20 protein-coding genes are annotated in these 23,838 nt (G+C 71.4%); 7 read left to right on the top strand and 13 right to left on the bottom strand.

The annotated features are described in order from the left end of the window. Positions 1 to 141 precede the first annotated feature (141 nt). Positions 142 to 888 carry a hypothetical protein gene (locus ACIHFD_RS19565; RefSeq protein WP_397368127.1) on the bottom strand — a complete coding sequence of 249 codons (747 nt, stop codon included), beginning with the start codon at positions 886 to 888 and terminating at the stop codon, positions 142 to 144. Here ACIHFD_RS19565 and ACIHFD_RS19560 point away from each other — a divergent pair. Continuing rightward, positions 874 to 1,239: a hypothetical protein gene (locus tag ACIHFD_RS19560; RefSeq protein ID WP_397368126.1), complete on the top strand. Its 366-nt coding sequence runs from the start codon at positions 874 to 876 to the stop codon at positions 1,237 to 1,239. The two genes, ACIHFD_RS19565 and ACIHFD_RS19560, sit on opposite strands and share 15 nt — an antisense overlap. On the opposite strand, the gene ACIHFD_RS19555 is transcribed toward ACIHFD_RS19560, so the two are convergent. After that, positions 1,192 to 1,863 (bottom strand): TetR/AcrR family transcriptional regulator, encoded by a 672-nt coding sequence (locus tag ACIHFD_RS19555; RefSeq protein ID WP_397368125.1) that lies wholly within the window; start codon positions 1,861 to 1,863, stop codon positions 1,192 to 1,194. The genes ACIHFD_RS19560 and ACIHFD_RS19555 overlap by 48 nt on opposite strands. Positions 1,864 to 1,924: 61 nt before the next feature. On the opposite strand from ACIHFD_RS19555, the gene ACIHFD_RS19550 reads away from it, so the two are divergent. Then, the gene (locus tag ACIHFD_RS19550; RefSeq protein ID WP_397368124.1) at positions 1,925 to 2,752 is read left to right on the top strand and encodes an alpha/beta fold hydrolase; all 828 of its coding nucleotides are present in this window, start codon (positions 1,925 to 1,927) and stop codon (positions 2,750 to 2,752) included. 461 nt (positions 2,753 to 3,213) lie between these two features. Here ACIHFD_RS19550 and ACIHFD_RS19545 read toward each other — a convergent pair whose 3' ends face one another. The 4 genes from ACIHFD_RS19545 to ACIHFD_RS19530 form a co-directional block, all read right to left on the bottom strand. After that, positions 3,214 to 3,927, bottom strand: coding sequence for an SDR family NAD(P)-dependent oxidoreductase (locus tag ACIHFD_RS19545; RefSeq protein WP_397368123.1), 714 nt, complete (start codon positions 3,925 to 3,927; stop codon positions 3,214 to 3,216). Between the two features lie 307 nt (positions 3,928 to 4,234). After that, positions 4,235 to 4,372, bottom strand: coding sequence for a hypothetical protein (locus tag ACIHFD_RS19540; protein WP_397368122.1), 138 nt, complete (start codon positions 4,370 to 4,372; stop codon positions 4,235 to 4,237). A gap of 173 nt (positions 4,373 to 4,545) precedes the next feature. Continuing rightward, entirely contained in the window at positions 4,546 to 4,938 is a 393-nt protein-coding gene (locus ACIHFD_RS19535; protein WP_397368121.1) for an RNA polymerase sigma factor, read from the bottom strand. Positions 4,939 to 5,262: 324 nt separating this feature from the next. After that, positions 5,263 to 6,600 (bottom strand): PLP-dependent aminotransferase family protein, encoded by a 1,338-nt coding sequence (locus tag ACIHFD_RS19530; protein ID WP_397368120.1) that lies wholly within the window; start codon positions 6,598 to 6,600, stop codon positions 5,263 to 5,265. Positions 6,601 to 6,688: 88 nt separating this feature from the next. Here ACIHFD_RS19530 and ACIHFD_RS19525 point away from each other — a divergent pair, with 88 nt between their 5' ends. Then, complete coding sequence (locus tag ACIHFD_RS19525; protein WP_397368119.1) at positions 6,689 to 7,312, top strand: DJ-1/PfpI family protein; 624 nt, start codon at positions 6,689 to 6,691, stop codon at positions 7,310 to 7,312. Positions 7,313 to 7,513: 201 nt separating this feature from the next. On the opposite strand, the gene ACIHFD_RS19520 is transcribed toward ACIHFD_RS19525, so the two are convergent. From ACIHFD_RS19520 to ACIHFD_RS19510, 3 genes are read right to left on the bottom strand one after another with little or no spacing between them, the layout of a single operon-like run. Further along, complete coding sequence (locus ACIHFD_RS19520) at positions 7,514 to 7,996, bottom strand: (2Fe-2S)-binding protein (protein WP_397368118.1); 483 nt, start codon at positions 7,994 to 7,996, stop codon at positions 7,514 to 7,516. Next, complete coding sequence (locus tag ACIHFD_RS19515) at positions 7,996 to 8,922, bottom strand: FAD binding domain-containing protein (RefSeq protein ID WP_397368117.1); 927 nt, start codon at positions 8,920 to 8,922, stop codon at positions 7,996 to 7,998. Before ACIHFD_RS19515 ends, ACIHFD_RS19520 begins: the two co-directional genes overlap by 1 nt. Then, positions 8,919 to 11,339 carry a xanthine dehydrogenase family protein molybdopterin-binding subunit gene (locus ACIHFD_RS19510; protein ID WP_397368116.1) on the bottom strand — a complete coding sequence of 807 codons (2,421 nt, stop codon included), beginning with the start codon at positions 11,337 to 11,339 and terminating at the stop codon, positions 8,919 to 8,921. Before ACIHFD_RS19510 ends, ACIHFD_RS19515 begins: the two co-directional genes overlap by 4 nt. A 422-nt stretch (positions 11,340 to 11,761) precedes the next feature. On the opposite strand from ACIHFD_RS19510, the gene ACIHFD_RS19505 reads away from it, so the two are divergent. Further along, a complete protein-coding gene (locus ACIHFD_RS19505) occupies positions 11,762 to 12,622 on the top strand; it encodes an oxidoreductase (RefSeq protein ID WP_397368115.1) in 861 nt (286 codons plus the stop codon). Between the two features lie 73 nt (positions 12,623 to 12,695). Here ACIHFD_RS19505 and ACIHFD_RS19500 read toward each other — a convergent pair whose 3' ends face one another. Next, entirely contained in the window at positions 12,696 to 15,896 is a 3,201-nt protein-coding gene (locus tag ACIHFD_RS19500) for a BTAD domain-containing putative transcriptional regulator (RefSeq protein WP_397368114.1), read from the bottom strand. A gap of 124 nt (positions 15,897 to 16,020) precedes the next feature. Between ACIHFD_RS19500 and ACIHFD_RS19495 the strand changes: the two genes are divergently transcribed. Next, positions 16,021 to 17,523, top strand: coding sequence for an FAD-dependent oxidoreductase (locus ACIHFD_RS19495; protein ID WP_397368113.1), 1,503 nt, complete (start codon positions 16,021 to 16,023; stop codon positions 17,521 to 17,523). A 50-nt stretch (positions 17,524 to 17,573) separates the two neighbouring features. Here ACIHFD_RS19495 and ACIHFD_RS19490 read toward each other — a convergent pair whose 3' ends face one another. From ACIHFD_RS19490 to ACIHFD_RS19480, 3 genes are read right to left on the bottom strand one after another with little or no spacing between them, the layout of a single operon-like run. Further along, positions 17,574 to 18,218: a response regulator gene (locus ACIHFD_RS19490; protein WP_397368112.1), complete on the bottom strand. Its 645-nt coding sequence runs from the start codon at positions 18,216 to 18,218 to the stop codon at positions 17,574 to 17,576. Next, positions 18,209 to 19,294 carry a sensor histidine kinase gene (locus ACIHFD_RS19485; RefSeq protein WP_397368111.1) on the bottom strand — a complete coding sequence of 362 codons (1,086 nt, stop codon included), beginning with the start codon at positions 19,292 to 19,294 and terminating at the stop codon, positions 18,209 to 18,211. The genes ACIHFD_RS19490 and ACIHFD_RS19485 overlap by 10 nt, the downstream gene beginning before the upstream one ends. After that, positions 19,278 to 19,895, bottom strand: a complete 618-nt coding sequence (locus tag ACIHFD_RS19480) for a DedA family protein (protein WP_363980514.1) — start codon at positions 19,893 to 19,895, stop codon at positions 19,278 to 19,280. Before ACIHFD_RS19480 ends, ACIHFD_RS19485 begins: the two co-directional genes overlap by 17 nt. Positions 19,896 to 19,996: 101 nt before the next feature. Between ACIHFD_RS19480 and ACIHFD_RS19475 the strand changes: the two genes are divergently transcribed. Together ACIHFD_RS19475 and ACIHFD_RS19470 are read left to right on the top strand one after the other, a co-directional pair. Beyond that, entirely contained in the window at positions 19,997 to 22,726 is a 2,730-nt protein-coding gene (locus tag ACIHFD_RS19475; RefSeq protein ID WP_397368110.1) for a DEAD/DEAH box helicase, read from the top strand. Next, complete coding sequence (locus tag ACIHFD_RS19470) at positions 22,723 to 23,838, top strand: SWIM zinc finger family protein (RefSeq protein ID WP_397368109.1); 1,116 nt, start codon at positions 22,723 to 22,725, stop codon at positions 23,836 to 23,838. Before ACIHFD_RS19475 ends, ACIHFD_RS19470 begins: the two co-directional genes overlap by 4 nt.

The following is a 23,838-nucleotide window of genomic DNA, read 5'->3' as shown; positions in this document are numbered from 1 at the left end:
CCTCACCTCCGGGCCACCCCACCGTAGTGTTCGGGCCTGTCAGGGAAGCGGCTTGGCGGGCCGCAGGAAGGCGCAGTTGGGATGCCACATTGGGGCCAGTGATCGAGTGATCTGTGTTCCTGCCTGATCGCCTGAGAGGTGTCACCGTTCGTGGTTGCCGGAGGCGTAGCGGCTCCAGGGGCTTCCGGCTACGGTGGCGAGTCGGGTGGCGGTGTCTCCGCCGTAACCGAGCATGCGGGCGACCACGGGCGCGGGGGTCTGCAGGACGAGCTGGCGGATCGCGGCCGAGCGTCCCGGTCCGGCGAGGATGCCGAGTTTGCTCAGGCGTAACCGGATCGTCGTGGGGTCCAGCGGTTGTCCGCCGCGGCGGCCGGGGAACCGCCAGCGGCTGTCCCGGTTGGTTGCCGTGATGGTGTTCGGTCTGGTCTGCGGGTAGTTGAGCAGGAGCCCGGCGAAGGGTTCGGGGACGGATGAGGGCGGATCCCCGAGGCGGAGGAGGACCTGGTCGCCGTCGCGGGTGAGGTTGTCGAGGGTGAGCCGGAGGATGCGGCTGATGGGCTGGGCGTAGAGCAGGGCGATGATCCGGTCGCGCTCGGGGATGCTCTCGTCGCTGAGGGCCTTGCGGATCAGGGCGAGTCGTTGCCGCTGGCTGATCGGCGCTGGGTTGAGGGTGCTGCGGGTCGGGATGGTCAGTTTGGGTATGTGACCGGTGGTCGTGCACCAGCGTAGGAACGCCTGGGCGGGTCGTCGGGCCAGGAAGGCGGTGGCGTGCCAAGCGTTCAGGTCGGCTTGGGTGCAGCCGCTGAGGCGGGTGTGGTGATCGTCCAGCCAGGTCAGGAAGGCAGCGGCCTGGACGAGGACGCGGCGGGCTCCTTGGTTGCGCTTCATGCCGAAGGGCTGCTGGTTGGCGATCGTGCGGAGCTTGCGCAGCAGATGCCAGGTGGCGAAGCGTTCGAGCAGGCGCCGATGCTCGACGCGGCGACGTCGGCGGCTGTGGATGTGTGCTGCGGCTCCATCAACCTCTTCGCCACCCCCGTGGCCGCCCAAGCGTGGAGCGCGGCCCATCCGAAGGCGTTGGAGACGGGCGTGCGTGGGCGCGCCACGGCGTCCCCGAAAGTTGAACTCGGCTGCTACCCGATCTTCACCAAGATCGCCTCCCAGGTCCATCGGTCCCGCGACACCCAGGTCCGCTCAGGCTTCACCTGCGTTCTGGACTGCACCGCCGCCCTCGCCTGGTAGGAGGGCGGCGATGAGGACCTGGGTGGTTTGGTGCTGCCATTGGTCGAAGGTCCAGCCGCAGATGTCGCTGTAGCCCAGGTAGCTGTCGATGTTGGCCAGGACGAAGGCGACGTCGCGGGCGTGGTCCAGGGTGAGGGCGGGGTTGAGCGCGCCGCGGTCGTTCAGGAGCTGGACGAGCAGGGCGTAGGCGGCGCGGGTCTGCTGCTGTTTGATGTGCCATTGGGCGGCCAGTTCGGGGTCGGTGCCGGTGGCGCCGCGGACGACGCGCATGAGCGGGGCCGCACGTTCGAGGATGGATCGGCTGTTGGCCAGCCACATCCGGATGATCTGCCGTGGGTCGGGTTCCTGCCGGATCGGGATCAGCCAGGGGCGGTCCAGCAGCGGGACCGGTTCGTCGTCGCCGACGGCGGCCACGTCCAACGCCTCTTTGAGCAGGGTGTGCTTGTTGCCGAAGTGGAAGTACACGGTCTGGATGGCGACCCCCGACTGCTCGGCCACCTGGTCAAGCCGCGTCGCTCCGTAGCCGTGGGTGACGAACAGTTCGGTGGCCGCGGCGATGATGCGCTGACGGGTGGCCCGCGCCTGTTCGGCCCGCCGTGTTCCGCGCTTGACTGGATCCGTCATTCACTAGAGAGTACTCTAGCGACTGACTAGAGGTACCTCTAGCGAAAGTAGAGAGAAGATCATGATCGACTTTTTGCGCATCGACGACGCCGAGATCTCCTACACCGACTCAGGCGGGGACGGCGCGCCCCTGTTGCTGATCCACGCCGCCGGATCCGGCGACTGGTTCACCCCCCTGGCCGCCACCCCCGAGCTGTACGGCTACCGCGTGATCCGCATGGTGCGCGCCGGATACACCGGTACCCCCGCGCCGGCCGGCCTGACCATCGGCGACCATGCGGGGCACGCCGCCGCACTGTTGCGGCACCTGGACGCGGCGCCCGCCCACGTGCTCGCCCACTCCTCCGGCACCACGATCGCGTTCCAGCTCGCCTTCGACCACCCTGAGCTGGTCCGAACGCTCCTGCTCAGCGAGCCCCCGCTGCTCGAAGCTCTGGCCGACCCCAAGGACCTGGACGTCATCGGCGCCACCCTCGGCGCGGCGATCGGAGCCGCGATGGGCGCCACCGCCCGGGGCGACCTGCCGGCGGCGTTCGACCTGTTCATGACGGGCGTCTGCGGACCCGCCTACCGCCAGGCCATGACCGAGGCCCTGGGAGCCGACCTGGTCTCCCAAGCCGAAGACCGCTGCCGATACCTGTTCACCGACGAAATCCCCGCCCTCGGCGCCTGGACCTTCACCCCGGAGGCCGCCGCCCGCCTCCACCCACCGGTGATCCTGATCCAGGGCAGCGCCAGCCCACCCCCCTTCCATCGCCTCATCGCCCGCCTGGCCACCCTCATCCCCGGCGCCACCACCGCCACCATCGCCGGCGGAGACCACCTGTACCCCTTCACCGCCCCCAAGGACCTCGCCAAACTCATCACCAACCTCTGCGCCACACCCTGAGAACCCACGCACCCGGACCCCCGCGAACCCGCCGGAGGCAGGACGCGCCGACGGCGGTGGCCTGGTCGAGGCCAGCGCGACTGCGGCGGTTGGTCCCGAATAAGCCACGGTTGATGGAGATCCTGTCGTGGTGCACGCCGTGGGCCTGGAGCTGCTCAGTCCGTATGATCACGTCTTGCTCATCGGTCGAGCAGCGGGCGTAGCCGGCACGCGTTCCGTCCGTCACCGGAGCAGCTTGCGGAACTCTTGTACGGAGGACCCTGACCTGGGAGCGGTTGCCCAGGCGGCTGATCCGGTGAGGAATCCCCAAACGGAACACCCACCACAAGATCTGGCGCCCCCGGCAGGCGTCGCGCCACGGACCGGGATCGAACCATCCGGCTCGGCGATGCAGCGGACGCCGTGGCAGTAGGCATGGTCGACGTTGTCGCGGAAAGGCGGCGGCCCACCCGGCAAAAAGCTCAGCGCGGCGACGGCAGGACGGACAGCTCGCAGGCGTAGGAGTCAGCCGGCGCACTCAGCACCCAGACGATCATCGCCGCCAGCGTCTGCGGCCGGATGCACAGCTCGGGATCATACGGGCGCCCGAAGGCGCTCCTGACCTCCCCCAGCAGGTCGGTCGCCGTCGCAGCGGGATAGAGCGTGGTGACACGTATCCCATGGGCGGCCTCTTCCTCACGCAGAGAATCGGCCAACTCCCGCAACGCCGCCTTGCTGCCGACAAACGCCGACCAGCGGGGGACACCGGTCATCCCGGGCGAGGCGTTGACGAAGATCACATGCCCCCTGGACCGCCGCAACGCGGGCAACGTCAGCCGCACCAACCCGGCGGCGGAGGCCACGTTCACCGCCAGCGTCCGCCGCCACGTCTCGGGGCCGGCCTCGGCGACGGCTTCGACGGGAGAGATTCCCGCGCAATGCACCAGCGCCTGCACGTCCTGCAGTTCCCCCGCATCCTCCAGCGCTCCCACGGCGGCGGCCAGTGTCCCGGGTTCGGCCAGATCCGCCTCGATTCCGCGCATGTCCAGCCGCCCGACATCGCGCCCCACGGCGATCACCCGATGCCCAGCCTCCACCAGCGCGCTGACCAGCGCCGTCCCAATCCCTCCGGTGGCCCCAGTAACCAGCACGGTCCCCATGAAGATCCCTTTCTCCGCGGTGCAGTAGCTGATCATCGCCCCCCAGGGAAATGGCACACAACCTCGCGTACCAACGTCCCGTCCGTACCTGGCTCTGAACCTGAACTCGTACGCGGACACACGCAGACCGGCGGCCCCCGGACTCCCCCTTCTGCTCGCTGATGTCCTGAACGGGAACGGGCACCTGCCGAGCGAACCGCTCGCCTTGGGCGTGGAAATCCACCCGACAGCGCTGGGAAACGATCAACCTGCACGCGGTCGGGTAGCCGGGAAGGATCTCACCTCCCGGCTCCCACAGATCCGTACGTAAACCTCTCGATTTATACGGCTCTTGTCACCCTGGTCACCAGACGGCGGGCATGGTGACGATCCATCGCCAGTGCGCGAACAGCCTCGGGTACTGCTTGGTGACCCTCAGCCACGCCTGGTGGGCCTTCTTTCTTGCCCACCGCCGTTTGTACTTCGAGCGGACCCAGCGCATCAGATCAGGCGGGCGAGGAGTCCGGAAATGGTCCCTCTGCCGTCCGGCGCATCACCTCGGTGAAGTCGACTCGCATGGCGGCCAGTGCCGGTGCGGAGGCGCGCCCGCTCGCGCGCGGCGTAGTTCGACCGCCAGCCGGGCGCGGCTGGCCGCAGCGGCGGCGGGCTGGCCGGTCAAGGCGCGAACCGATCGAACAGCGGCCTAGCGTGCAGGGCGGCTGCGAGCTTCCTGCGGGCGTGATGCACGCTGAAGCGCACGTTGTCGCTGGTCGATGCCGTCCGCTGAGCGATCTCTGCGATGGAGTGCCCGTCCAGGTGGTAGGCCATTACCGCCCGCTGCCGGGGCGGAAGAGCGGCCAGCAGGGACAGCACCGGCTGGGTGTGTTCGCTGACCACCGTCGCGGCCGCGATCAGTCCCGACAAAGCTGCCGGGACTTCCTGCGTCAGGTCCATGGGCGTCTCGCGCCGGCCACGCTCACGCTGGAACTGCCGGGCGACCACCGTGCGCAACCAGGGGCCGGGCCGTTCGATGTCCGGCCAGTGCTCGAAGGCCAGCAGGAAGGTCACCTGGACCACCCTCAAACGACCTTGTAAAAGTGGAACCTCGGCCTGCTTGTGAGACAGCCGAAATTGGCGCACTGGTCCCGAAGTGCTTCCTCACGCACTTCATGACCAGCGGCCCCCCTCCACGAGCTGTGGTGCATGTTGGCGCAGGCCCAACATCGATTCCTATGCGGTTGTTGAGGCCGTCGGCCCCCGGGGGGAAGACGGCTGCGGTGATTCCCTCATCAGTTTCGGGTCGCAGGCCGACCGGGCCTCCAGGCCTTCAGCGCCGACGGACTTTCGTACGCAGACGTCGGTGCGGGCAGGAATCGGCTGATTGAGGGGAGTTCAGGTGTAGGCGTCCTCGACAGCGACTCGTCGCACTGTGCGCAGCGTCGACCGGAGACTGTCCAGATCGGTTGAGCCGAGAGCAAGGCGGAGTGCCTGTGGTGTGTGCGTCGAAGTGGTGAAGGGCTCCGCCGTGCTTACCGAGATGTGCCGGCGCGCGAGGGTGGCGGTCAGGCGATCGGCGCGTGCGTCGCCGGGCAGCGGCAGCCAAGTGAAGTAGGACGAGGGGTGGCTGATGAGTGGTAGGCCTGCCAGTTCTTGTCTGGCGAGTGCTTGGCGGGCCTTGGCGTCGTCTCGTTTCTGCGCTTCCAGGTGGTGCACCGTGCCGTCGTCGAGCCAGCGGCAGGCGATCGCGGTGGTGAGGGCAGGTGTGTTCCAGGTGGTCGCCCGAATCGCGCGTTCGAGCGAGGGCACTGTAGACGGCGGGGCGACGACGAAGCCGACTCGGAGGCCGGTGGCGACGCTCTTGGACAGTCCCGAGACGTAGACCGTGATGTCCGGCGCGGTTGCGGCCAGAGGCGGGGGAGGGTCCTCGACCAGGTAGGCGTATGCGGCATCTTCGATGATGAGCAGACCGTGCCGCCGAGCGATCTCGATCAGGCGGGTGCGGTCGGTTGTCGGCATGACCCAGCCCAGAGGGTTGTGCAAGGTTGGCATGGTGTAGATCGCACGCACAGGGCGGGTCGCGCACAGCTTCTCGAAGGCATCGAGATCCGGCCCGTCGGTGGTTGTGGCTATGGGCTCCAGGTCGAGATGCAAGGCATGCGCGAGCACCTTGAAACCCGGGTAGGTGAGTGCGTCGACCGCGACGACGTCGCCGGCGTTGAGCGCGGCCATGACAGTGATGGCCAGGCCGTGCTGCGCTCCGTTGACGATGAGGATCCGATCCACGTCAGGAGTGATTCCTCGACGCCTCAGGTGCCGTGCGATCGAGGCTCTGTCCTGGGGACGCCCTCGATGTGGTTGGTAGCGCAGCAGCGAGTCGAGATCACCAGAGGTGGCCACCTCTCGCAAAGCCTGCCGTAGGAGATCGGCTTGGCCGGGCAGCGACGGATAGTTGAAGCTGAGGTCGACCGCATCCGTGGCGACGAAAAGCTGATCGATACCGTGACCGGCGGGAACCGCGATGTCACGCACGAACGTGCCGCGGCCCTGTTCCCGGCTCACCAGGCCCATCGCTTCCAGCTCGGCGTACACCCGGGTCGCGGTCACCACGGCGATGCCCTCGCGGGCGGCGAGCCCGCGGTGTGTCGGCAGCCGCACGCCTGCGGCGAGCCGCCCGTTCCGGATGTCGGATGCGAGCGCATCGACCAGGATTTTGTACCGCGAGGCTGCCATGCACCGGATTGTATCCATGACAATTCTTTGACTGTCCTGTTCGCGGGTCCATACCGTCAAGACCCACTCATCCGGAAGGACAGCCACCGTGCACATCGCCATCCTCACCTTCGAGGGCTACAACGAGCTCGACTCCCTGATCGCGCTCGGTGTGCTCAACCGCATCAAGACCGACGACTGGCGCGTCACCATCGCCACCCCCAGCCTCAAGGTGACGTCGATGAACGGGGTGGTCATTGAGCAGATGTCCACTCTTGAGGAGGCGTGCGCCGCTGACGCCGTCATCGTCGGCAGTGGCATCGCCACCCGCGAGGTCGTCGAAGACCCGGCGATCATGAACATCCTGCGCGGCCTGGACCCCTCGCGCCAGCTCATCGCGGCGCAGTGCTCGGGCGCGCTCGTGCTGGCCAAGCTCGGCCTGCTCGACGACATCCCCGCCTGCACCGACCTGACCACCAAGCCGTGGGTCGTCGCCGCCGGCGTCGAGGTGCTCAACCAGCCCTTCTACGCCAAGGACAACATCGCCACCGCCGGCGGATGCCTCGCCTCGCACTACCTCGCCGCCTGGGTCATCGCCCGCCTTGAGGGCTACGAAGCCGCCGAAGGCGCGCTGCACTATGTCGCCCCGGTCGGCGAGAAGGAGGAATACATCGAGCGCGCCTGGCGCAACATCACCCCCTACCTGCCCGCTCCCGCACCGGCGCTCGTCTGACCAACCAGTCGCAAGCAGCGACCGGCCAGCGGCGCAGCCTAGTGCCCAGCATGGTGTGCACGGTGGCACGATCACGCAGCGGCCGGGCATGGCGGTGCGTGGCGGCCGGGTCGGCGCCGCGGTGGCAACGGCCGGTGAGCTGGTGGAAGGACTCCAGCCGTCCAGCACGTTCTTGACGGTGCAACGGACGCGTGGGTTGTCTCAGGTTGGCTTGCCCGGCCACTCGTGTGCGGCGCGCGTGATCGCGCGTCTGATGGGTTCGTAGCCGGTACACCGGCAGATGTTGGAGCCGACCAGGGCGGCGACGCGCTCCGGGTCGTCGCCGATGCCGGGATCGCGCTCCAGCGCCCCGGCGGCCACCATCAAGAAGCCCGGCGTGCAGAAGCCGCACTGCAGGGCGTGCTCGGCGGAGAAGGCCCGCTGCAGGGGATGGGGCTCGCCGTCGGGACCGGCCAGCCCTTCCACGGTACGCACCGAGCTGCCGTCGCACTGCACGGCCAGCATGAGGCACGATCGCACGGCCCGGCCGTCGACCAGCACCGTGCACGCCCCGCAGACGCCGTGCTCGCAGCCCAGATGCGTGCCGGTAAGGCGGCAGTCGTCACGCAGCACGTCGGCCAGCACCCGGCGGGGCTCCACGTCGAGTGGGTATTGCTCGCCGTTCACCGTGAGAGTGATCTTCATCAGTGGCCTCCCTCGCTCGCGGCGACCCACGCGCGCTGATCTCGCGCCGCCTCGCGCAGAGTCCTGCCGACCAGGACGGCGATGGCCTGCCGCCGGTACTCCACGTCCGCGTACGGCTCGGCCACGGGAGCCGCGTCCTGCTCGGCGGCGATGCGGCCCGCCCGGGCGAACGGGTGGTCGCCGGGCACCCGGCGTCCTGCCGGGGGCGCGAGGTCGGTACCGATCAGCGCCTGCTCGGCGGCCCTGGCCCGCACCGGCCTGTCGGCGCAGTTGACGAGTCCGATCCTGGCCCCGATGATCACCCCGTCGCGTGCGGTGAGCGTCGCCGCCACGGCCACCTGGGCGAAGCAGAAGTGCGTGCGCCGGTGCTCGATGAAGCCGACCCCGGTGTCGCCGGTGAGCAGCGGGAACCGCACGGCGGTGATGAGCTCGTCCGGCCTGCGGGCGGTCTGGAACGGCCCATGGAAGTAGTCGCGGGCCGGAATCTCGCGTGGGCCGCCGGTGCCGTGCAGCTCGAGGTCGGCGTCGAGGGCGAGGGCGAGGGCGCACCATTCCGAGGCGGGGTGCGCCCAGGCGAGGCTGCCGACCATGGTTCCGCGGGAGCGGATGGGCGGGTGGGCGATGTTGGCGACAGCGCGGGCGAACAGCCTGCCGAGCGGGCCCGGTACGGCCTGCTCCGACTCGAAGGCGTCGTGGCGGATCAGGGCGCCGACCCGCACCGTGCTGTCGTTCATGTCCATGTGGTCGAGCTCGGCGACGCGGTTGATGTCGACGACCAGTTCAGGGCGGATGCGTTGCAGGTGCATCTCCAGGATGAGGCTCTGTCCACCGGCCAGGACCTGGGTCTTGCGCCCGTTGCCGGCGAGCGCGTCGACGGCCTCGTGCACGGTGCGCGGCGCGACGTAGTCGAAGGCGGCGGGCTTCACCGGATCTCCTCCAGTTTCGGGGCGCGGGCCGCTCGCCACACCACGTCCGGGGTGAGCGGCATCTGCAGCAGGTCGGGGTCGGCGACGCGCAGCGCGTCCGCCACGGCGTTGACGATCGCCGCCGGCGTGCCGATGCAGCCCGACTCGCCCGCCCCTTTGGCACCCAGCGGTGTGGTGGGGCTCGGCGTGCAGGTGTCCTTGATCTCGATGGGCGGGATCTCGGTGAACGTCGGCAGCAGGTAGTCCAGCAGGCCGTTGGCCAGCAGGGGAACGCCGTCCTGGTCGAAGGGGATGCCCTCGTAGAGTGCCTGGCCGATGCCCTGCACGACCGATCCGAAGGCCTGCCCGTGCACCACCATGGGGTTGAGCACCCGTCCACAGTCGTCCACGGCCACCACCCGCAGCACGCGTACGGTGCCCAGCTCCGGATCGACCTCGATCACGGCCGCGTGGGCGCCGAACGGGAACGCCATGCCCGCCTCGAACCGGTCGTCCACGCGCATCGGCCCGGTCGCCTTCACCAGTTCGGCCAGGTCCATGGCCGCCGAGCCGTCCCGGACGGGGTGCACGGTGCCGTGGGACCACGCCACCTCCTCCGCCGGCACCCCCCACAGCGCTGCGGCCCGCTCGCGCGCCTGCTCGATGAGCAGGGTGGCGGCGTGCTGCAGCGCCGCTCCGTCGACCTGCGCCGAACGGCTGGCGAAGGAGCCAAGCCCGTCGGGCTGGGCGTCGGTGTCGCCCTCGACCAGCCGCACCCGCGCAGCGTCCACGCCGAGGGTCTCGGCGACCAGCGCGGGGAAGACCGTCTCGTGGCTCTGGCCGCTGGGGGAGGCGCCGCATCGGGCGGTGAACGTGCCGTCCTCGCCCGCCTCGACGCTGACGAACTCGTGCAGCCCTCCGGGTTCGCCTCCAGAGCGCTCCACGTAGCAGGACAGGCCGATCCCCACCGGCAGGGCGTCAGGATCAGCCCGGCGGCGGTCCTGTTCGGCCCGCCAGCCGTCGTAATCGAGGGTCTGCAGCGCCAGGTCGAGCGCGGCGGCATAGTTCCCGCTGTCGTAGCGCCGCCCAGTGGGCGTCTGGTACGGGAAGTCGTCGGGCGAGATGAAGTTGCGCCGCCGCAACGCCGCAGGATCCATCCCCAGCCGCCGGGCCAGCACGTCCATTGACCGCTCCAGCGCGATCGCGGCCTCCGGACGGCCCGCGCCTCGATACGGGTAGGTCACCATGGTGTTGGTGAGCACCGAGCGCACACTGGCATGAACCCGGGGCGTGGCGTACGGCCCGGTCGCCATCCAGGCCGTCTGCATGGGCAGGCCGACCCCGAGGTGGGGGTAGGCGCCCACGTCGGCGTCGATGGTCAACTCGTAGGCGAGCAGGCGCCCATCAGCGTCCGCGGCGAGCCGGACCCGCTGATCCTGCCCCCGGCCCCGGCTGGCGACCAGCATGGACTCCAGCCGGTCCTCCACCCATCGAACGGGACGGCCGAGCCGCACCGCCAGGAAGGCGACCGCGACGAACTCCGGGAACGCCGCGCTCTTCGACCCGAACGCGCCCCCGGTGTCCGGCACCACGACCCGTATCCGCTCGGCCGGCCAGCCCAGCAACGCGGCCAGCTCCCGGCGCAACCGGTGCGGCATCTGGTGCCCCGACCACACGGTCAGCCGGTCGTGTCCAGGCACGCACAGAATGGCCCGGCACTCCATCGGCGTGGGCATCAGCAGTTGCTGGCGATATCGTGCCTCCACCACGACCGCCGCCTCCCGCCACACCGACTCCTCGATCGGCTCCCCGGCCTCCCCTAGAAACGCGATGTTGCTCAGACCGTCGAACAGGCGAACGGAGTCAGCCGCCGCGGCCGACGGCGACACCACCGCCGGCAGGGGATCAATCTGGAAGACGACCTCGGCGGCCCCGTCCTCGGCCCGGTAGCGGTCCTGTCCCACGACCACCGCCAGCGCCTCACCGGAGTATCGCACCCGATCCTTGACCAGCACCGGCCACTCCCGGCCGGCCACGGCCTCTTCCGTGGACAGCTTGGCCAGCAGCGTGTGCGGAACCGGAGGCAGATCCTGCAACGTGGCGGCCGAGTGCGGGCACATGGGAAGATCCGCGAGTTCCGCGGCGGACCAGGCCCCCACCACACCCGGCACCTCACAGGCGACGGAGCAGTCCACCTTGCGCAATATGCCGTGCGCGACATCGCTTCTCACAAAAGCGGCGTCCAAACAGCCCGGCACGTGAATATCGGCGACATAGCGGCCCGCGCCGGTGAGCAATCGTTCGTCCTCACGCCTCGACCAATGCTCCACAACCGAGACCTCCGCTCCGCCCGTGTTCCACGGTTGGCCAGATTTTATTTTTCGACGTGAATAAGAATCGAATATCCGTATCCGACCCGCCGTGTCGGCGCGGATCATTGACTCACAGAGCAAGCTGGTCCCGATTCGACGGTACATGTCAGCTCGAAGAGTCCTCGATAGGCCGTGGGAAAACTTCGAACCGATTTTGCCTGACCTGTACCGATAAGGGACTTACGACGCAGGTCCGCTCTCACGGCCGCAACCACGACCTCCATCCGCCGCAACATTCGAGGAAGGAGGATCGGATGGCATGGGGGGTGAGCACCTACCCGAATGGCATTCCATCCCATGCCCGATCACGAATTCGCCGACCCGGAAAAGCACGCAACTGCTACGGGCAGGGCAGACCCCACCGTCCACCTCCTTGGACGACCCGGTGATAAGGAGCGCGTTACTTTGACTTTCCCTCAGGGCGATTAGCGTACGAAGCGAACGGATCCACCAGACCAGCCATCTATATGTTCGAAGGGTGCGTCGACATGTCCACGACGGACGCCAACTCACCAGGAACGACGTGGTTCATCACCGGCACCTCGCAAGGCTTCGGGCTGGAGCTGGTCAAGCAGCTCTTGGCCGGCGGGCGCCGCGTGGCAGCCACCGCCCGCGACACCGCCCGTCTGCGTGAGAACCTCGGCGAGGACGCCTCAAGCGACTTGTTCCTTCCCCTGCAGGTCGACCTCGCCGATGCGAGCAGCATCGACAATGCCGTGCATCGAGCCGTCGAGCACTTCGGCTCCATCGACGTCCTCGTCAACAACGCCGGGTACGGCCTGCTCGGCTCCGTGGAGGAGACGAGCGACGCCGAGGCCCGCGCGATGTTCGACATCAACTTCTTCGGGCTCTGGAACGTGACACGTGCCGTACTCCCGCAGATGCGCGCCCAGCGCGGGGGGCGCATCATCAACATGTCCTCCATCTTCGGTCTGGTCTCCGGGGCCGGATGGGGTCTGTACAACGCGACCAAATTCGCCGTAGAAGGCCTCTCCGAGGCGCTTGCGCAGGAAGTCGAGCCGTTCGGCATCTCGGTCACTCTCATCGAACCCGGATACTTCCGGACCAGCTTCCTCGGCGGCGGATCTCTCGCACTGCCCGAGAACACCATCGATGCCTACACCGCGGTTCGCGACATGACCGAGGAGCACAACAAGATGGAAGGAAATCAGCTCGGCGACCCCGTACGTGCGGCCGAAGCCATCATTGACGTAGCCTCACGCGCTCCCGCCCCGCTGCGACTCCTGCTCGGATCGGATGCGCTGCGACTGGCGACCCAGAAGATCGAGAACCTGGCGGCCGGGATCGAGCAGAACAAAGAGATCACCCTGTCCACGGACCTCCGCTGACCCGCCCCCGCTACGGGCCACCGCGGGTCCTTCGCCGGCACGCGCGAGCGGGACTCGCCCTCAGCCCGACGGCTCACTGACCAGCGAGGAAATACCGGTCCAAGACGTCTCTACTCCCGCGACCCTTCCCGTACGCCGCGGCGAAGGCCTCCTCGCCCAGCGCGGCCCGCCCCCGGCGGGTGAGCTCGCGAACCTGCTGATCGGTGCGGTCGTGCGTGCCGCGCAGCCGGGCGGCGGCGCCGAGCAGGACGGCCGACTCGTCATGCCGCCCGTGCGCCTCGGCGAGCGCGGCCGCGTTCACCGCCACCAGCGACAGGATCGGCAGGTCCCGGGTCTCCAGCGCCGCCGCGTACGCCTTCGCCAGCATCTGCTCCGCGCCGGCCAGGTCGCCCAGCTCCAGGTAGAGCGAGGCCCGTACGTTGCTTACCAGCGTCCGCACGTGGTCACCGGGGAACGTGGCGTCGCCGTGCAGACCCCGTTCGGCGTCGTCGAGCAGCTGCCGCGCCCGGTCCAGGTCGCCGTGCCGCAGCCAGAAGCCGGCCTCCCGCGCGTCGACCAGGATCAGCATCTCGTCCGAGGCAGCGCGCCGGGCCCGCTCCCGGGTCGAGTCGATCATGGCGATCGCCACGTCGGTCTCGCCGCGCCGCAGGTGCAGGTCGATCCAGCGCAGGTCCCTGTACACCTCGTCGCGCAGGCTGAGCGAGCCGAACTCGCCGGCCAGCGTCCGGGCCTCGTGCAGGTCGGCCAGCGCGCCGTCGAGGTCGTCGTCGTACTGCCGCAGCTGGGCGCGCATCGGCAGCGCGCCGGCCTGGCCCCAGCGGTCGCCGGCCCGCCGGAAGCAGGCCAGGGCCGCCTCCACGTCGGTGCGCATCGTGTCGAGCTCGCCCGCGTTCTCGGCGAACCGGGCCCGGAACAGGCGGGCCAGCCCGGACAGCCAGACGTCGTCGCCCTCGGCCAGGCGCTCGATGATCGCGAGCCTGGTCTTCTCCTCCTGCAGGAGCGCGGTGATCACGCCGTACGGTCCCGGCAGCTCCGGGTACGCGAGCAGCCGGTCGGCCAGCTCGCGCATCTGCGCCTGGTCGTCGGCGACCTCCTCGGCGGTCATCCCCGGCCGGGTCTCGAGCCGGTCGATCAGGTAGATCGCGTGCGCGCAGTCGCGGGCGGGCGTCGGCCCGCCGCCGGGCACCGCCAGGGCCTCGCCCAGCCAGTAGGCCGCGTCGGGTTGCCGGCCGAACATCTGCCAGTACCAGGTCAGGTTCAGGGCGAGAGCGACCGCGCCGGGGGCGTTGCCGGTGTCGCACCGCCGGCGCAGGGCGGCCAGCGCGTTGTCGTACTCGGCGGTGATGACGCGCATGGCCGCCAGCTGGCCGGGGCCGCGCAGCTGCGGGTCGTAGCGGGCCATCAGCTCGGCGAAGTATCGGGCGGCCAGGTCGCGGACGGTGCCGAGGTCGCCCGTCTCGGCCAGGCGGTCGGTGCCGTACGCGCGCAGCGTCTCCAGCATGCGGTAGCGGCCAGGGTCGGGCGCGAGCTGCAGCAGCGACCGGTCGACCAGGCCCGCGAGCAGCTCGGGGATCTCGGCGGCCGGCACCGCGGTGCCGGCGCAGAGCGCGGTGGCCGAGGCAGGCGTGACGCCGCCGGGCAGGATCGAGACGCGTTCGGCGACCGTACGCTCGTGCTCGCTCAGCAGCTGCCAGCTCCAGGCGATGACCGCGCGCAGCGTGCGGTGCCGGGGCAGCGCGGTACGGCTGCCGGTGGTGAGCAGCCGGAAGCGGTCGGACAGCCCGTCGGCCAGCTCGGGCAGCGACAACGTCCGCAGCCGGGCCGCGGCCAGCTCCAGCGCCAGCGGCATCCCGTCCAGGCCGCGGACCACCCGCCGGATCTCGGGCAGCGTCGCCTCGTCCACGTCGAAGCCCGGGCGCACGGCCGCGGCCCGCTCGGTGAACAGGCGTACCGACGCCGCCCGCCGGGCCTGCTCGACGCCGTCGTCCGGCTCGGGCAGCGCGAGCGGGCCGAGCGGCACCAGCGCCTCGCCGTCGACCGCGAGGGGTTCGCGGCTGGTGGCGAGCACGCGCAGCCCGGCGCAGCGGGACAGCAGCGCCGCGACCAGGTGGGCCACGGCGTCGATCAGGTGTTCGCAGTTGTCGACCAGCAGCAGGCTCTCCCGGCCGCCGAGCCGGTCGGCGAGCAGGTCCAGGTCGTCGCCTTCGACCCGCATCCGGGCCTCGAACATCGCGCCGCCGCGCATCCCGATCCCGGCGAGCACGGCCGCGCCGACCTTGGCCGGCTCGGTGACCGAGGCGAGGTCGATCATCCAGGCGCCGTCGCGGTACTCGTGGCGGTGGCGACGGGCGGCCTCCAGCGCGAGCCGGGTCTTCCCGGCGCCGCCGGGGCCGAGCACGGTGACCAGGCGCCCGGCGGCGAGCAGCGTGTCGATCCGGGCCAGGTCGTCCTCGCGCCCGATGAAGCTGGTCAGCGGCGCGGGCAGGTTGCCCAACCTGGTCCGCGAAGCGTCCGGGGCGGGCCGCTCGGCGCGCAGCAGGCGCAGGTGGCGCTCGTGCAGGGCGGTGCCCGGATCGGCGCCGAGGGCGTCGGCCAGGGTCTCGCGGACCCGCTCGTACAGAGCCAGGGCCTCGGCCTGGCGCCCCTGGGCGGCGAGCGCGTCCATGAGCAGCGCGGCCGCCCGCTCGTGGACGGGGTGCTCGGCGAGCAGGGCGGTCAGGCGGGCGGCGGCCGCGTCGGCACGGCCCAGGGACAGCTCGGCGTCGGCGAGGTCGGCGACGGCCTCGACCGAGGCGTGGGCAAGCCGGGTCGCGGCGGCGGGCGCCACTGCGGCGACGACCGCGGGCTCGGCGCCGGGACGGTCGCCCCACAGCGCCACGGCCTCGCCGAGCACGGCCGCCGCGGCATCCGGGTCGCCGGCGCGCAGGCGGTCACGGCCGGCCGAGCTGAGCTGCTCGAACCGCAGCGCGTCCACGTCGGCCGCGTCCACCTCCAGCCGGTAGCCGCCCACGACCTGCGCGACGTCGCCGGCCGAGCCGAGGGTCCGGCGCAGCCGCGAGACGAGGGCCTGCAGGGCGTGGGCCGGTCCGGCCGGCGGGTCCTCGGCCCAGATCGCGTCGACCAGGATGCCCGGCTCGACCGCGCGCCCGCCGGCGAGCGCCAGCCGTACGAGCAGGCCCTGCAACCGCGCACCCTGAACGGGCAGGGCCACGTCACCGCGAGACGCCTGAAAGGCGCCGAGCAGCGTGACGCGAAGCCGCGCATCCCCGTTCATCGCTCGATCCTCGCGCACGCACCCTCGAGTCCCCAAATCCGTGTCAGCGCCGTGTGTGCCCCGTGTGAGCGGCCCGCGTCAGTCTTCACCTGCCTCGGAAAACAGGCTTCGAAAGGGAGTTCTCGTGCATGATGTAGTGATCGTGGGCGCCGGCCCGGTCGGTCTTTTCCTCGCCTGCGAGCTTGGCCTGGCGGGCTGCTCTGTCCTGGTGCTGGAGCGGGAGCCGGAGCCGCGCTCCCCGTGGAAGGCGGACCCGCTCGGGATGCGGGGCCTGTCCGCCACGTCGGTCGAGGCGTTCTACCGCCGCGGGATGCTGGATCCGCTGCTGAAGGCGTCGGGCGTCGCCGACTATCCCGGCGCGGACGAGCCGGGACCCCCTCGTGGCGCGGGCCACTTCGCCGGCATGATGCTCGATCCGGCCAAGGTCGACGTCGCCGCCCTGCCCTTCCGGCTTCCCAGCCCGGCGATGGAGGGCGTGATGACGAACCTCGAAGCGGTCGAGACGGTGCTGTCCGAGCGGGCATCCGCGCTCGGCGTGGAGATCAGGCGCGGCGTCGAGGTCTCGGCCATCGCTCAGGACGACGAGATCGCGGTCGCGGGGGCCGGCGAGCACGAGTACGCGGCGCGCTGGGTCGTCGGCTGCGACGGCGGCCGCAGCGCGGTGCGCGGGCTCGCGGGCTTCGGCTTCGCCGGCACCGAGCCGCAGTTCACCGGCTACGTCGTGCTCGCCGGCATCGCCGATCCCGGGAAGCTGCGCCCAGGGTTCAATCTGACGCCGACGGGCATGTACCTGCGCACGCCCGCGGAAGGGTACGTCGGCATGCTGGAGTTCGACGGCGGCGCCTTCGATCGCTCGCAGCGGCCGACCCGCGAACACCTCCAGGCGGTTCTGCGCCGTGTGTCCGGCACCGACGTGACGCTGAACGACGTCCGTCTCGCTTCGAGCTTCACCGATCGGGCGATGCAGACGACGACCTACCGGCAGGGGCGCGTCCTGCTCGCCGGCGACGCCGCGCACATCCACTCTCCCCTCGGGGCCCAGGGCCTCAACCTCGGCCTCGGCGACGCCATGAACCTGGGATGGAAGCTCGCGGCGACCGTGCACGGGCACGCGCCGGACGGGCTGATCGACACCTACACCCGCGAGCGCCATCCGATCGGCGCCCGGGTGCTCGACTGGACGCGCGCCCAGACGGCGGTCATGAGGCCGGACCCGCATGCCCAGGCGATCCAAGGACTGATGCGCGACCTGCTCGGGACCCGCGACGGAACGACCTACGTGTTCGACAGGATCTCGGGATCGTCGATCCGCCACGACCTCGGCGGCGAGCACCCGTTGGTCGGCCGCAACGCCCCGGACTTCCGTCTTGAGGACGGCACCCGCCTCGGCGACCTGATGCAGGACGGACGAGGCGTCGCGCTCGATTTCAGCGTCGGCCGACGCCTGCATGGTTCGGCGACGGGCTGGGAGAGCCGGATGCGGTATGCGGCCGGGCCGGCGAGAGACGACCTCGGACTGGGTGCCGTGCTCGTCCGGCCTGACGGCGTGGTCGCCTGGGCAGGTGATCGGGCCCCTGATCGTGAAGCGTTCGAGCGGGCCGCCGGCCATTGGTTCGGCAGCCCGTGAAGGGGGGTCGAGGGGCTGCCGTCTCCTTGAGGTCCTCGATGAGCGGCAGGTCAGGACTCCAGGAAGTGCAGCACGGCCAGCACCCGGCGGCTGTAGCCGGTCGTGTGCGACAGCCGCAGCTTGTCGAACAGCGAGTTCACGTGCTTCTCCACCGCGCTCTGCGACACGTGCAGCGCCTGGGCGATCGAGGCGTTGGTGAGCCCCTGCGCCATCCGTTCCAGCACCTCGCGCTCCCGGGCCGTCAGCCGGGCCAGGGGATCCACCTGCGTCGTACGGGCCAGCAGCTGACGCACCACCTCCGGGTCGAAGGCCGCCCCGCCCGCGCCCACCCGCTCCAGCGCGTCCAGGAAGTCGCCGACCTGCGCCACCCGGTCCTTGAGCAGGTAGCCGACGCCCTCGACGTCCGCGCTCATCAGCTCGGTGGCGTACCGCTTCTCCACGTACTGCGACAGCACCAGCACCTTCACGGCGGGCCAGCGCCGCCTGATCTCCAGCGCCGCCCGCAGGCCCTCGTCGGTGTGGGTCGGCGGCATGCGGACGTCCACGACCACGATGTCCGGCCGGTGCTCGGCCACCGCGGTGACCAGCGCGTCGCCGTCGCTGACCGCGGCCGGCACCTGGTGGCCCTCCTCCAGCAGCAGCCGCACCAGGCCCTCGCGCAGCAGCGTGGAGTCCTCGGCCAGGATCACCCGCACGGCAGCACCGCCGTGATCGTGGTCGGCCCGCCGATCGGGCTGCTCACCTCGAAGCCGCCGTCCAGCGCCGCCACCCGCCTGGCCAGCCCCGACAGGCCGCCGCCGGCCGCCCGCGCGCCGCCCGCGCCGTCGTCTCGCACCCGTACGAGCACCGCAGCGTCCTCCTCGTGCACCTCGACCGTGATGAGCGTGGCGCCGGCGTGCTTGGCGGCGTTGGTGACGGCCTCGCACACCACGAAGTACGCCGCCGTCTCCACCGCCATCGGCGGCCGACGCCGCAGGTCGCAGGCTACCCCGACCGGAACGCTCGACCGTTCGGCCACCCCCGCGAGAGCCTCGCCCAGGCCCAGGGTGTCCAGGCCGCTGGGGTAGACCCGCCAGGCCACCTCGCGCAGCTCGGCCAGTGCCTGCTGCGCCTCCTGGTGCGCCTGCTCCAGCAGCTCCGGCCGGCCCCGCCTGGCCCGTCCGACCAGCATCGACAGCGCCACCAGCCGCTGCTGCAGCCCGTCGTGCAGGTCGCGTTCGATCCGGCGGCGTTCGGAGTCCACGGCGGTCACGATGCCGGCGCGGCTCTCGGACAGTTCGGCGATCCTGCGTTCGAGGGCCCGGGTCGGGTCGGGGGCGAGCATGCGCACCGCCAGCCGGCGTTCCAGCGCGTGCACGCCCACCACGCCCGACAGGTCGAGGAACAGCAGGACGATCCCGCCGACCGCGAGGTAGGAGACCAGCGGGAGCGAGGGCGCCATCCCGTCGAACCGCTCGCCGCGCGCCCAGGCGGCGAGGAGGAGGACGCCGACGCGGGTCCCGAACACGAGCAGCGTGATCACCAGCCCGCCCAGCACCCCGACCGGGACGCGGGCGGCCAGGTAGGGCACGGGCCTGCCGTCCTGGAGGGCGTCGGGGTCCAGGCGCAGGCGGCGCGCCTCGAGGCGGGCCAGCCGGCGGGCCGCGGCGGTGACGTTCGGATTGCCCAGCAGCGGCAGCGCCAGCAGCAGGAAGACCAGCTCGGCCAGCGCGGTGACGGCGCCCAGCGTCACCGCGCCCAGCAGCCGCAGCCCCTCAGCGGCGACTCGCATGCCTGCCCTTGCGCCGCTCGGCCAGCCGCACCCCGACGAACACCACGAGCGCCAGCACCACCAGCGCGAGCACCACCTTGGAGCCGATGCCGACGTACGCCTCCACCAGCGACCAGTTCTCGCCCAGCAGGTAGCCGGCCATCACGAAGATGGTGTTCCAGATCAGGCTGCCGGTGGCCGTCAGGAGCGTGAACGGCACCAGCGGCATCCGCTCGACGCCCGCCGGCACGGAGATGAGGCTGCGGAAGATGGGGATCATCCGCCCGAAGAACACCGTCTTGCGGCCGTGCCTGAGGAACCACGCCTCGGTCTTCTCGATGTCGGACGTCTTGACCAGCGGCAGCTTGGCGGCGATGGCCAGCGTGCGCTCGCGGCCCAGCAGCGCCCCCACCCAGTACAGCGCCAGCGCCCCGATCACGGAGCCGAGCGTCGTGCACACCAGCACGTCCAGCAGGTCCATCTCGCCTCTGGACGCGGTGAAGCCCGACAGCGGCAGGATCACCTCGCTGGGCAGGGGAGGGAAGAGGTTCTCCAGCGCGATCGCGAGCCCGGCCCCGGGCGCGCCGAGAGTCTCCATCAGTCCAACCAGCCAATCAGTCATGGGCTCAAGCCTAGGGATGATCGGATATGCCTGGAATGAGGCGGACTTCTGATCGCGGGGTGCGGTAAACCACACCCCTACGTACCGTACACTGTACGGTCGTGAGCTTCCCGACGGATCTGGCCCAGCACGCGGCAGTGTTCCAACCCGGCGACCCACCCAGGTCCGGTCATGTCACCTTCCTCGACCCGGACGGGCCGTCCGCGGTGACGGTGGCCGACGAGCACGACGGCGCGATGCGCACGCGCGAGGTCGCGGCCACCCTCGTCCCGGTCGGGGAGGCGGTGGCGGGGCTGGCCAGGGCCCGCATGGACCCGCGGGCCCACCCGGCGACGCGCTTCTGGGGGGCGGCCGCGCTGGTGGCGCTCCAGCTGGTCACCCGGGGCCGCATCCTGCCGGGGGTGTCGGCGGGGGAGCACGACTCGTGGCGCGCGGGCCCGCTCGACGCCGCCGACATCCAGCGGGTACGCGAGCTGGCCGCCGCCATGCCCGCCGCGGCCCGCGCCATCCCTCTGCAGCCCGGGCAGCAGGCGGAGCTGTGGCTGCCGGAGGCAGAGCCGCTCGTACGCGCGTTCCTCGACGCCGTCGCCGACGCCATGCCGCGCTCGCCCGGCGCCGTACGGGCCACCGGCGCCACCGCCTTCGCCGCCGCCAAGCCCGTCAAGGTGCCGCACCTGCGCCCCTGGGCCGAGGAGGTCGCGGCCGGCCTCGACTCCGGCGTACGGCTGTCGCTGCGCCTGGAGGCCGACGACCTGGCCGCCGCCGAGTTCCGCGCGATCGTCCAGCTGCACAGCCTGGCCGACCCCTCGCTCGTCGTCGACGCGGCCGACCTGTGGCAGGGCCGCGAGGCGGGTTTCGGCCCGCGCGCCAGGATCGAGGCCACGCTGGCCGTGCGCCGGGCCGCCCGTGTCTGGCCGCGCCTGGAACGGCTGCTCGACAACGCCGTCCCCGACGAGCTCGCGCTCACCGACGGCGATGTCGAGCAGCTGCTCGCCGGCGCCGCCGAACGCCTGGCCGCCGCCGGCGTCGAGGTGCACTGGCCCAAGGCCCTGGTACGCGGCCTGAGCGCGCGAGCCGTCATCGGCGAGCGCGACACCAAGCCGTCCGACCTGCCGTCGTTCCTCGGCGGACAGCACCTGACCAGCTTCAACTGGCAGCTCGCACTCGGCGGCGAGCGCCTGAGCGCGGCCGAGATGGACCGGCTCGCCGAGGCCCACCGCCCGGTGGTACGGCTGCGCGACCAGTGGGTCCTCATCGACCCCGACCTGGCCCGCAAGGCCCGCCAGCGCGACCTCAAGCCCCTGACCGGCATCGAGGCGCTGGGCGCGGCCCTGACCGGCGCGGTCGAGGTCGAGGGCGAGCAGGTCGCCGTGGAGCCCACCGCCTGGCTGCGCGAGCTGCGCGAACGCCTGGCCGAACCCGCCGACGCCGGCCCTCCCGAAGGGCTGGCGGCGACACTGCGCGACTACCAGCTGGCCGGGCTGCGCTGGCTGGCCCAGATGACCTCGCTCGGACTGGGCGGCTGCCTGGCCGACGACATGGGCCTGGGCAAGACGATCACGCTGATCGCCCTGCACCTGCACCGCTCGGGTGCCGACGCCGGGCCCACGCTCGTGGTCTGCCCGGCCTCGCTGCTGGGCAACTGGGAGCGGGAGATCGCCAAGTTCGCGCCGGGCGTGCCGGTGCGCCGCTTCCACGGGGCGCAGCGCACGCTGCCTGACGAGGGGTTCCTGCTGACCACGTACGGCACCATGCGCCTGGACGCGGCCCGCCTGGCCGCGCACCCGTGGGGCCTGGTGGTGGCCGACGAGGCCCAGCACGTCAAGAACCCCGCCTCCGGCACCGCCAAGGCGCTGCGCGAGATCCCGGCCGCGGCGCGCGTCGCGCTGACCGGCACCCCCGTGGAGAACAACCTGTCGGAGCTGTGGGCCATCCTCGACTGGACCACGCCGGGGCTGCTGGGCCCGCTGGGCAGGTTCAGGGCGCGGTGGGCCAAACCGGTCGAGTCCGGCGACGGCGCGGCGGCCGAACGCCTGTCGCGGCTGGTGGGGCCGTTCCTGCTGCGGCGGCGTAAGAGCGATCCCGGCATCGCGCCGGAGCTGCCGCCCAAGACCGAGACCGACCGCCCGGTCGCGCTCACCACCGAGCAGGCCGGCCTGTACGAGGCCGTCGTCCGCGAGAGCATGGCCCAGATCGCCGACGCGAGCGGCATGGCCAGGCGCGGCCTGATCGTCAAGCTGCTGACGGGCCTCAAGCAGATCTGCAACCACCCCGCCCAGTACCTGCACGAGGCCGCGCCGCGCCTGGCCGGCCGCTCGGGCAAGCTGGAGCTGCTGGACGAGCTGGTCGACACCATCGTGGCCGAGGACGGCGCGGTGCTGGTGTTCACCCAGTACGTCACCATGGCCCGCCTGCTGGAACGCCATCTGACCGCCAGGGGTGTGGCCATCCAGCTGCTGCACGGCGGCACCCCGGTCGCCCGCCGCGAGGAGATGGTCGAGCGCTTCCAGGAGGGCCGGGTGCCGGTGTTCCTGCTGTCGCTCAAGGCCGCCGGTACCGGCCTGAACCTCACCCGCGCCGACCACGTCATCCACTACGACCGCTGGTGGAACCCCGCCGTCGAGGACCAGGCCACCGACCGCGCCTACCGCATCGGCCAGACCCGGCCCGTCCAGGTGCACCGGCTGATCGCCGAGGGCACGATCGAGGACCGCATCGCCGAGATGCTCGGCGCCAAACGCGCGCTGGCCGAGGCCGTGCTGTCCTCCGGGGAAGCCGCCCTGACCGAGCTGACCGACGCCGAACTCGCCGCCCTCGTGGAGCTCAGATGACCGCCGCCCGCGGCTTCGCCGCCTTCCCGCCGCAACGCGCCGGAGCCCGTTTCGCCACCTCCTGGTGGGGCCGGGCCTGGGTCAAGGCCATGGAGGACACCTCGCTGGACCAGGGGCTGCTGCGCAAGGGCCGCGCGTACGCCAAGACCGGCCAGGTCGGCCCCATCACCGTCAGCCCCGGCCGCATCGCCGCCGTGACCGAGAGCGAGTACGACACCGTCGTACGCGTCGAGCAGCTCACCGAGGCCGCCTGGGAACGTTTCCTCGACCAGGTGGCCGCCAAGAGCGGGCACATCGCGGCCCTGCTCGACCGCGACATGCCGCACGACCTGGTGGAAGCCGCCGAGGACGCCGCCGTGCCGCTGCTGCCGGCCGTCGGCGACCTGGAGCCGGAGTGCTCCTGCCCGGACTGGGGGCATCCGTGCAAGCACGCCGCCGCCCTGTGCTACCAGGCGTCGTGGCTGCTGGACGCGGACCCGTTCGTGCTGCTGCTGATGCGCGGGCGCGGCGAGCAGGAGCTGCTGGAGGCGCTGCAGGGGCGCGAGGCCCCGAAGAAGCCGGCCGCGGCCGCGGGGGTGCCGGCGGTGGAGGCGTTCGCGGCGGGCGTGGCCGCGCTGCCCGAGCCCCCGCCGTTCGAGGCCGCCTTCGCGCCGCCCGTGCTGGACCCGGCGCCGGGCGTGGACGTGACCGCCCTGGGGGTGCTCATCGCCTCGGCCGCCTGGCGGGCGCGCGAGGTGCTGCTGCACGGGCGGCTGCCGGAGCTGTCCGAATACCAGGACCGCGTCCGCCTGGCCGCCGAGCACGACCTTGACCTCGGGCTGGAGGCGCCCGTGCGGGCATGGCGGTACGGCGGCGCGCACGGCCTGGAGGTGCTCGAGCACGCCTGGACACCGCCCCGCCAGGATCTGGCCAGGTCGCAGGCCCTGCTGGAGGCCGGTTGGGAGGGCGAGCAGCCGCCGCCGCTGGAGGCGTGGCGCAACCGCTGGACCCTCGGCCCCCTGCAACTGCGCTACGGCCGCGACGGCCGCTGGTACCCCTTCACCCGGGTCGAGGGGGAGTGGTGGCCCGCCGGCCCGCCGGAGCGTGACCCGGCGGCGCTGGTCAGCGGGTGA

This window comes from Nonomuraea sp. NPDC051941 (assembly GCF_044593615.1).
This window is presented reverse-complemented; position numbering and strand designations above follow the sequence as displayed.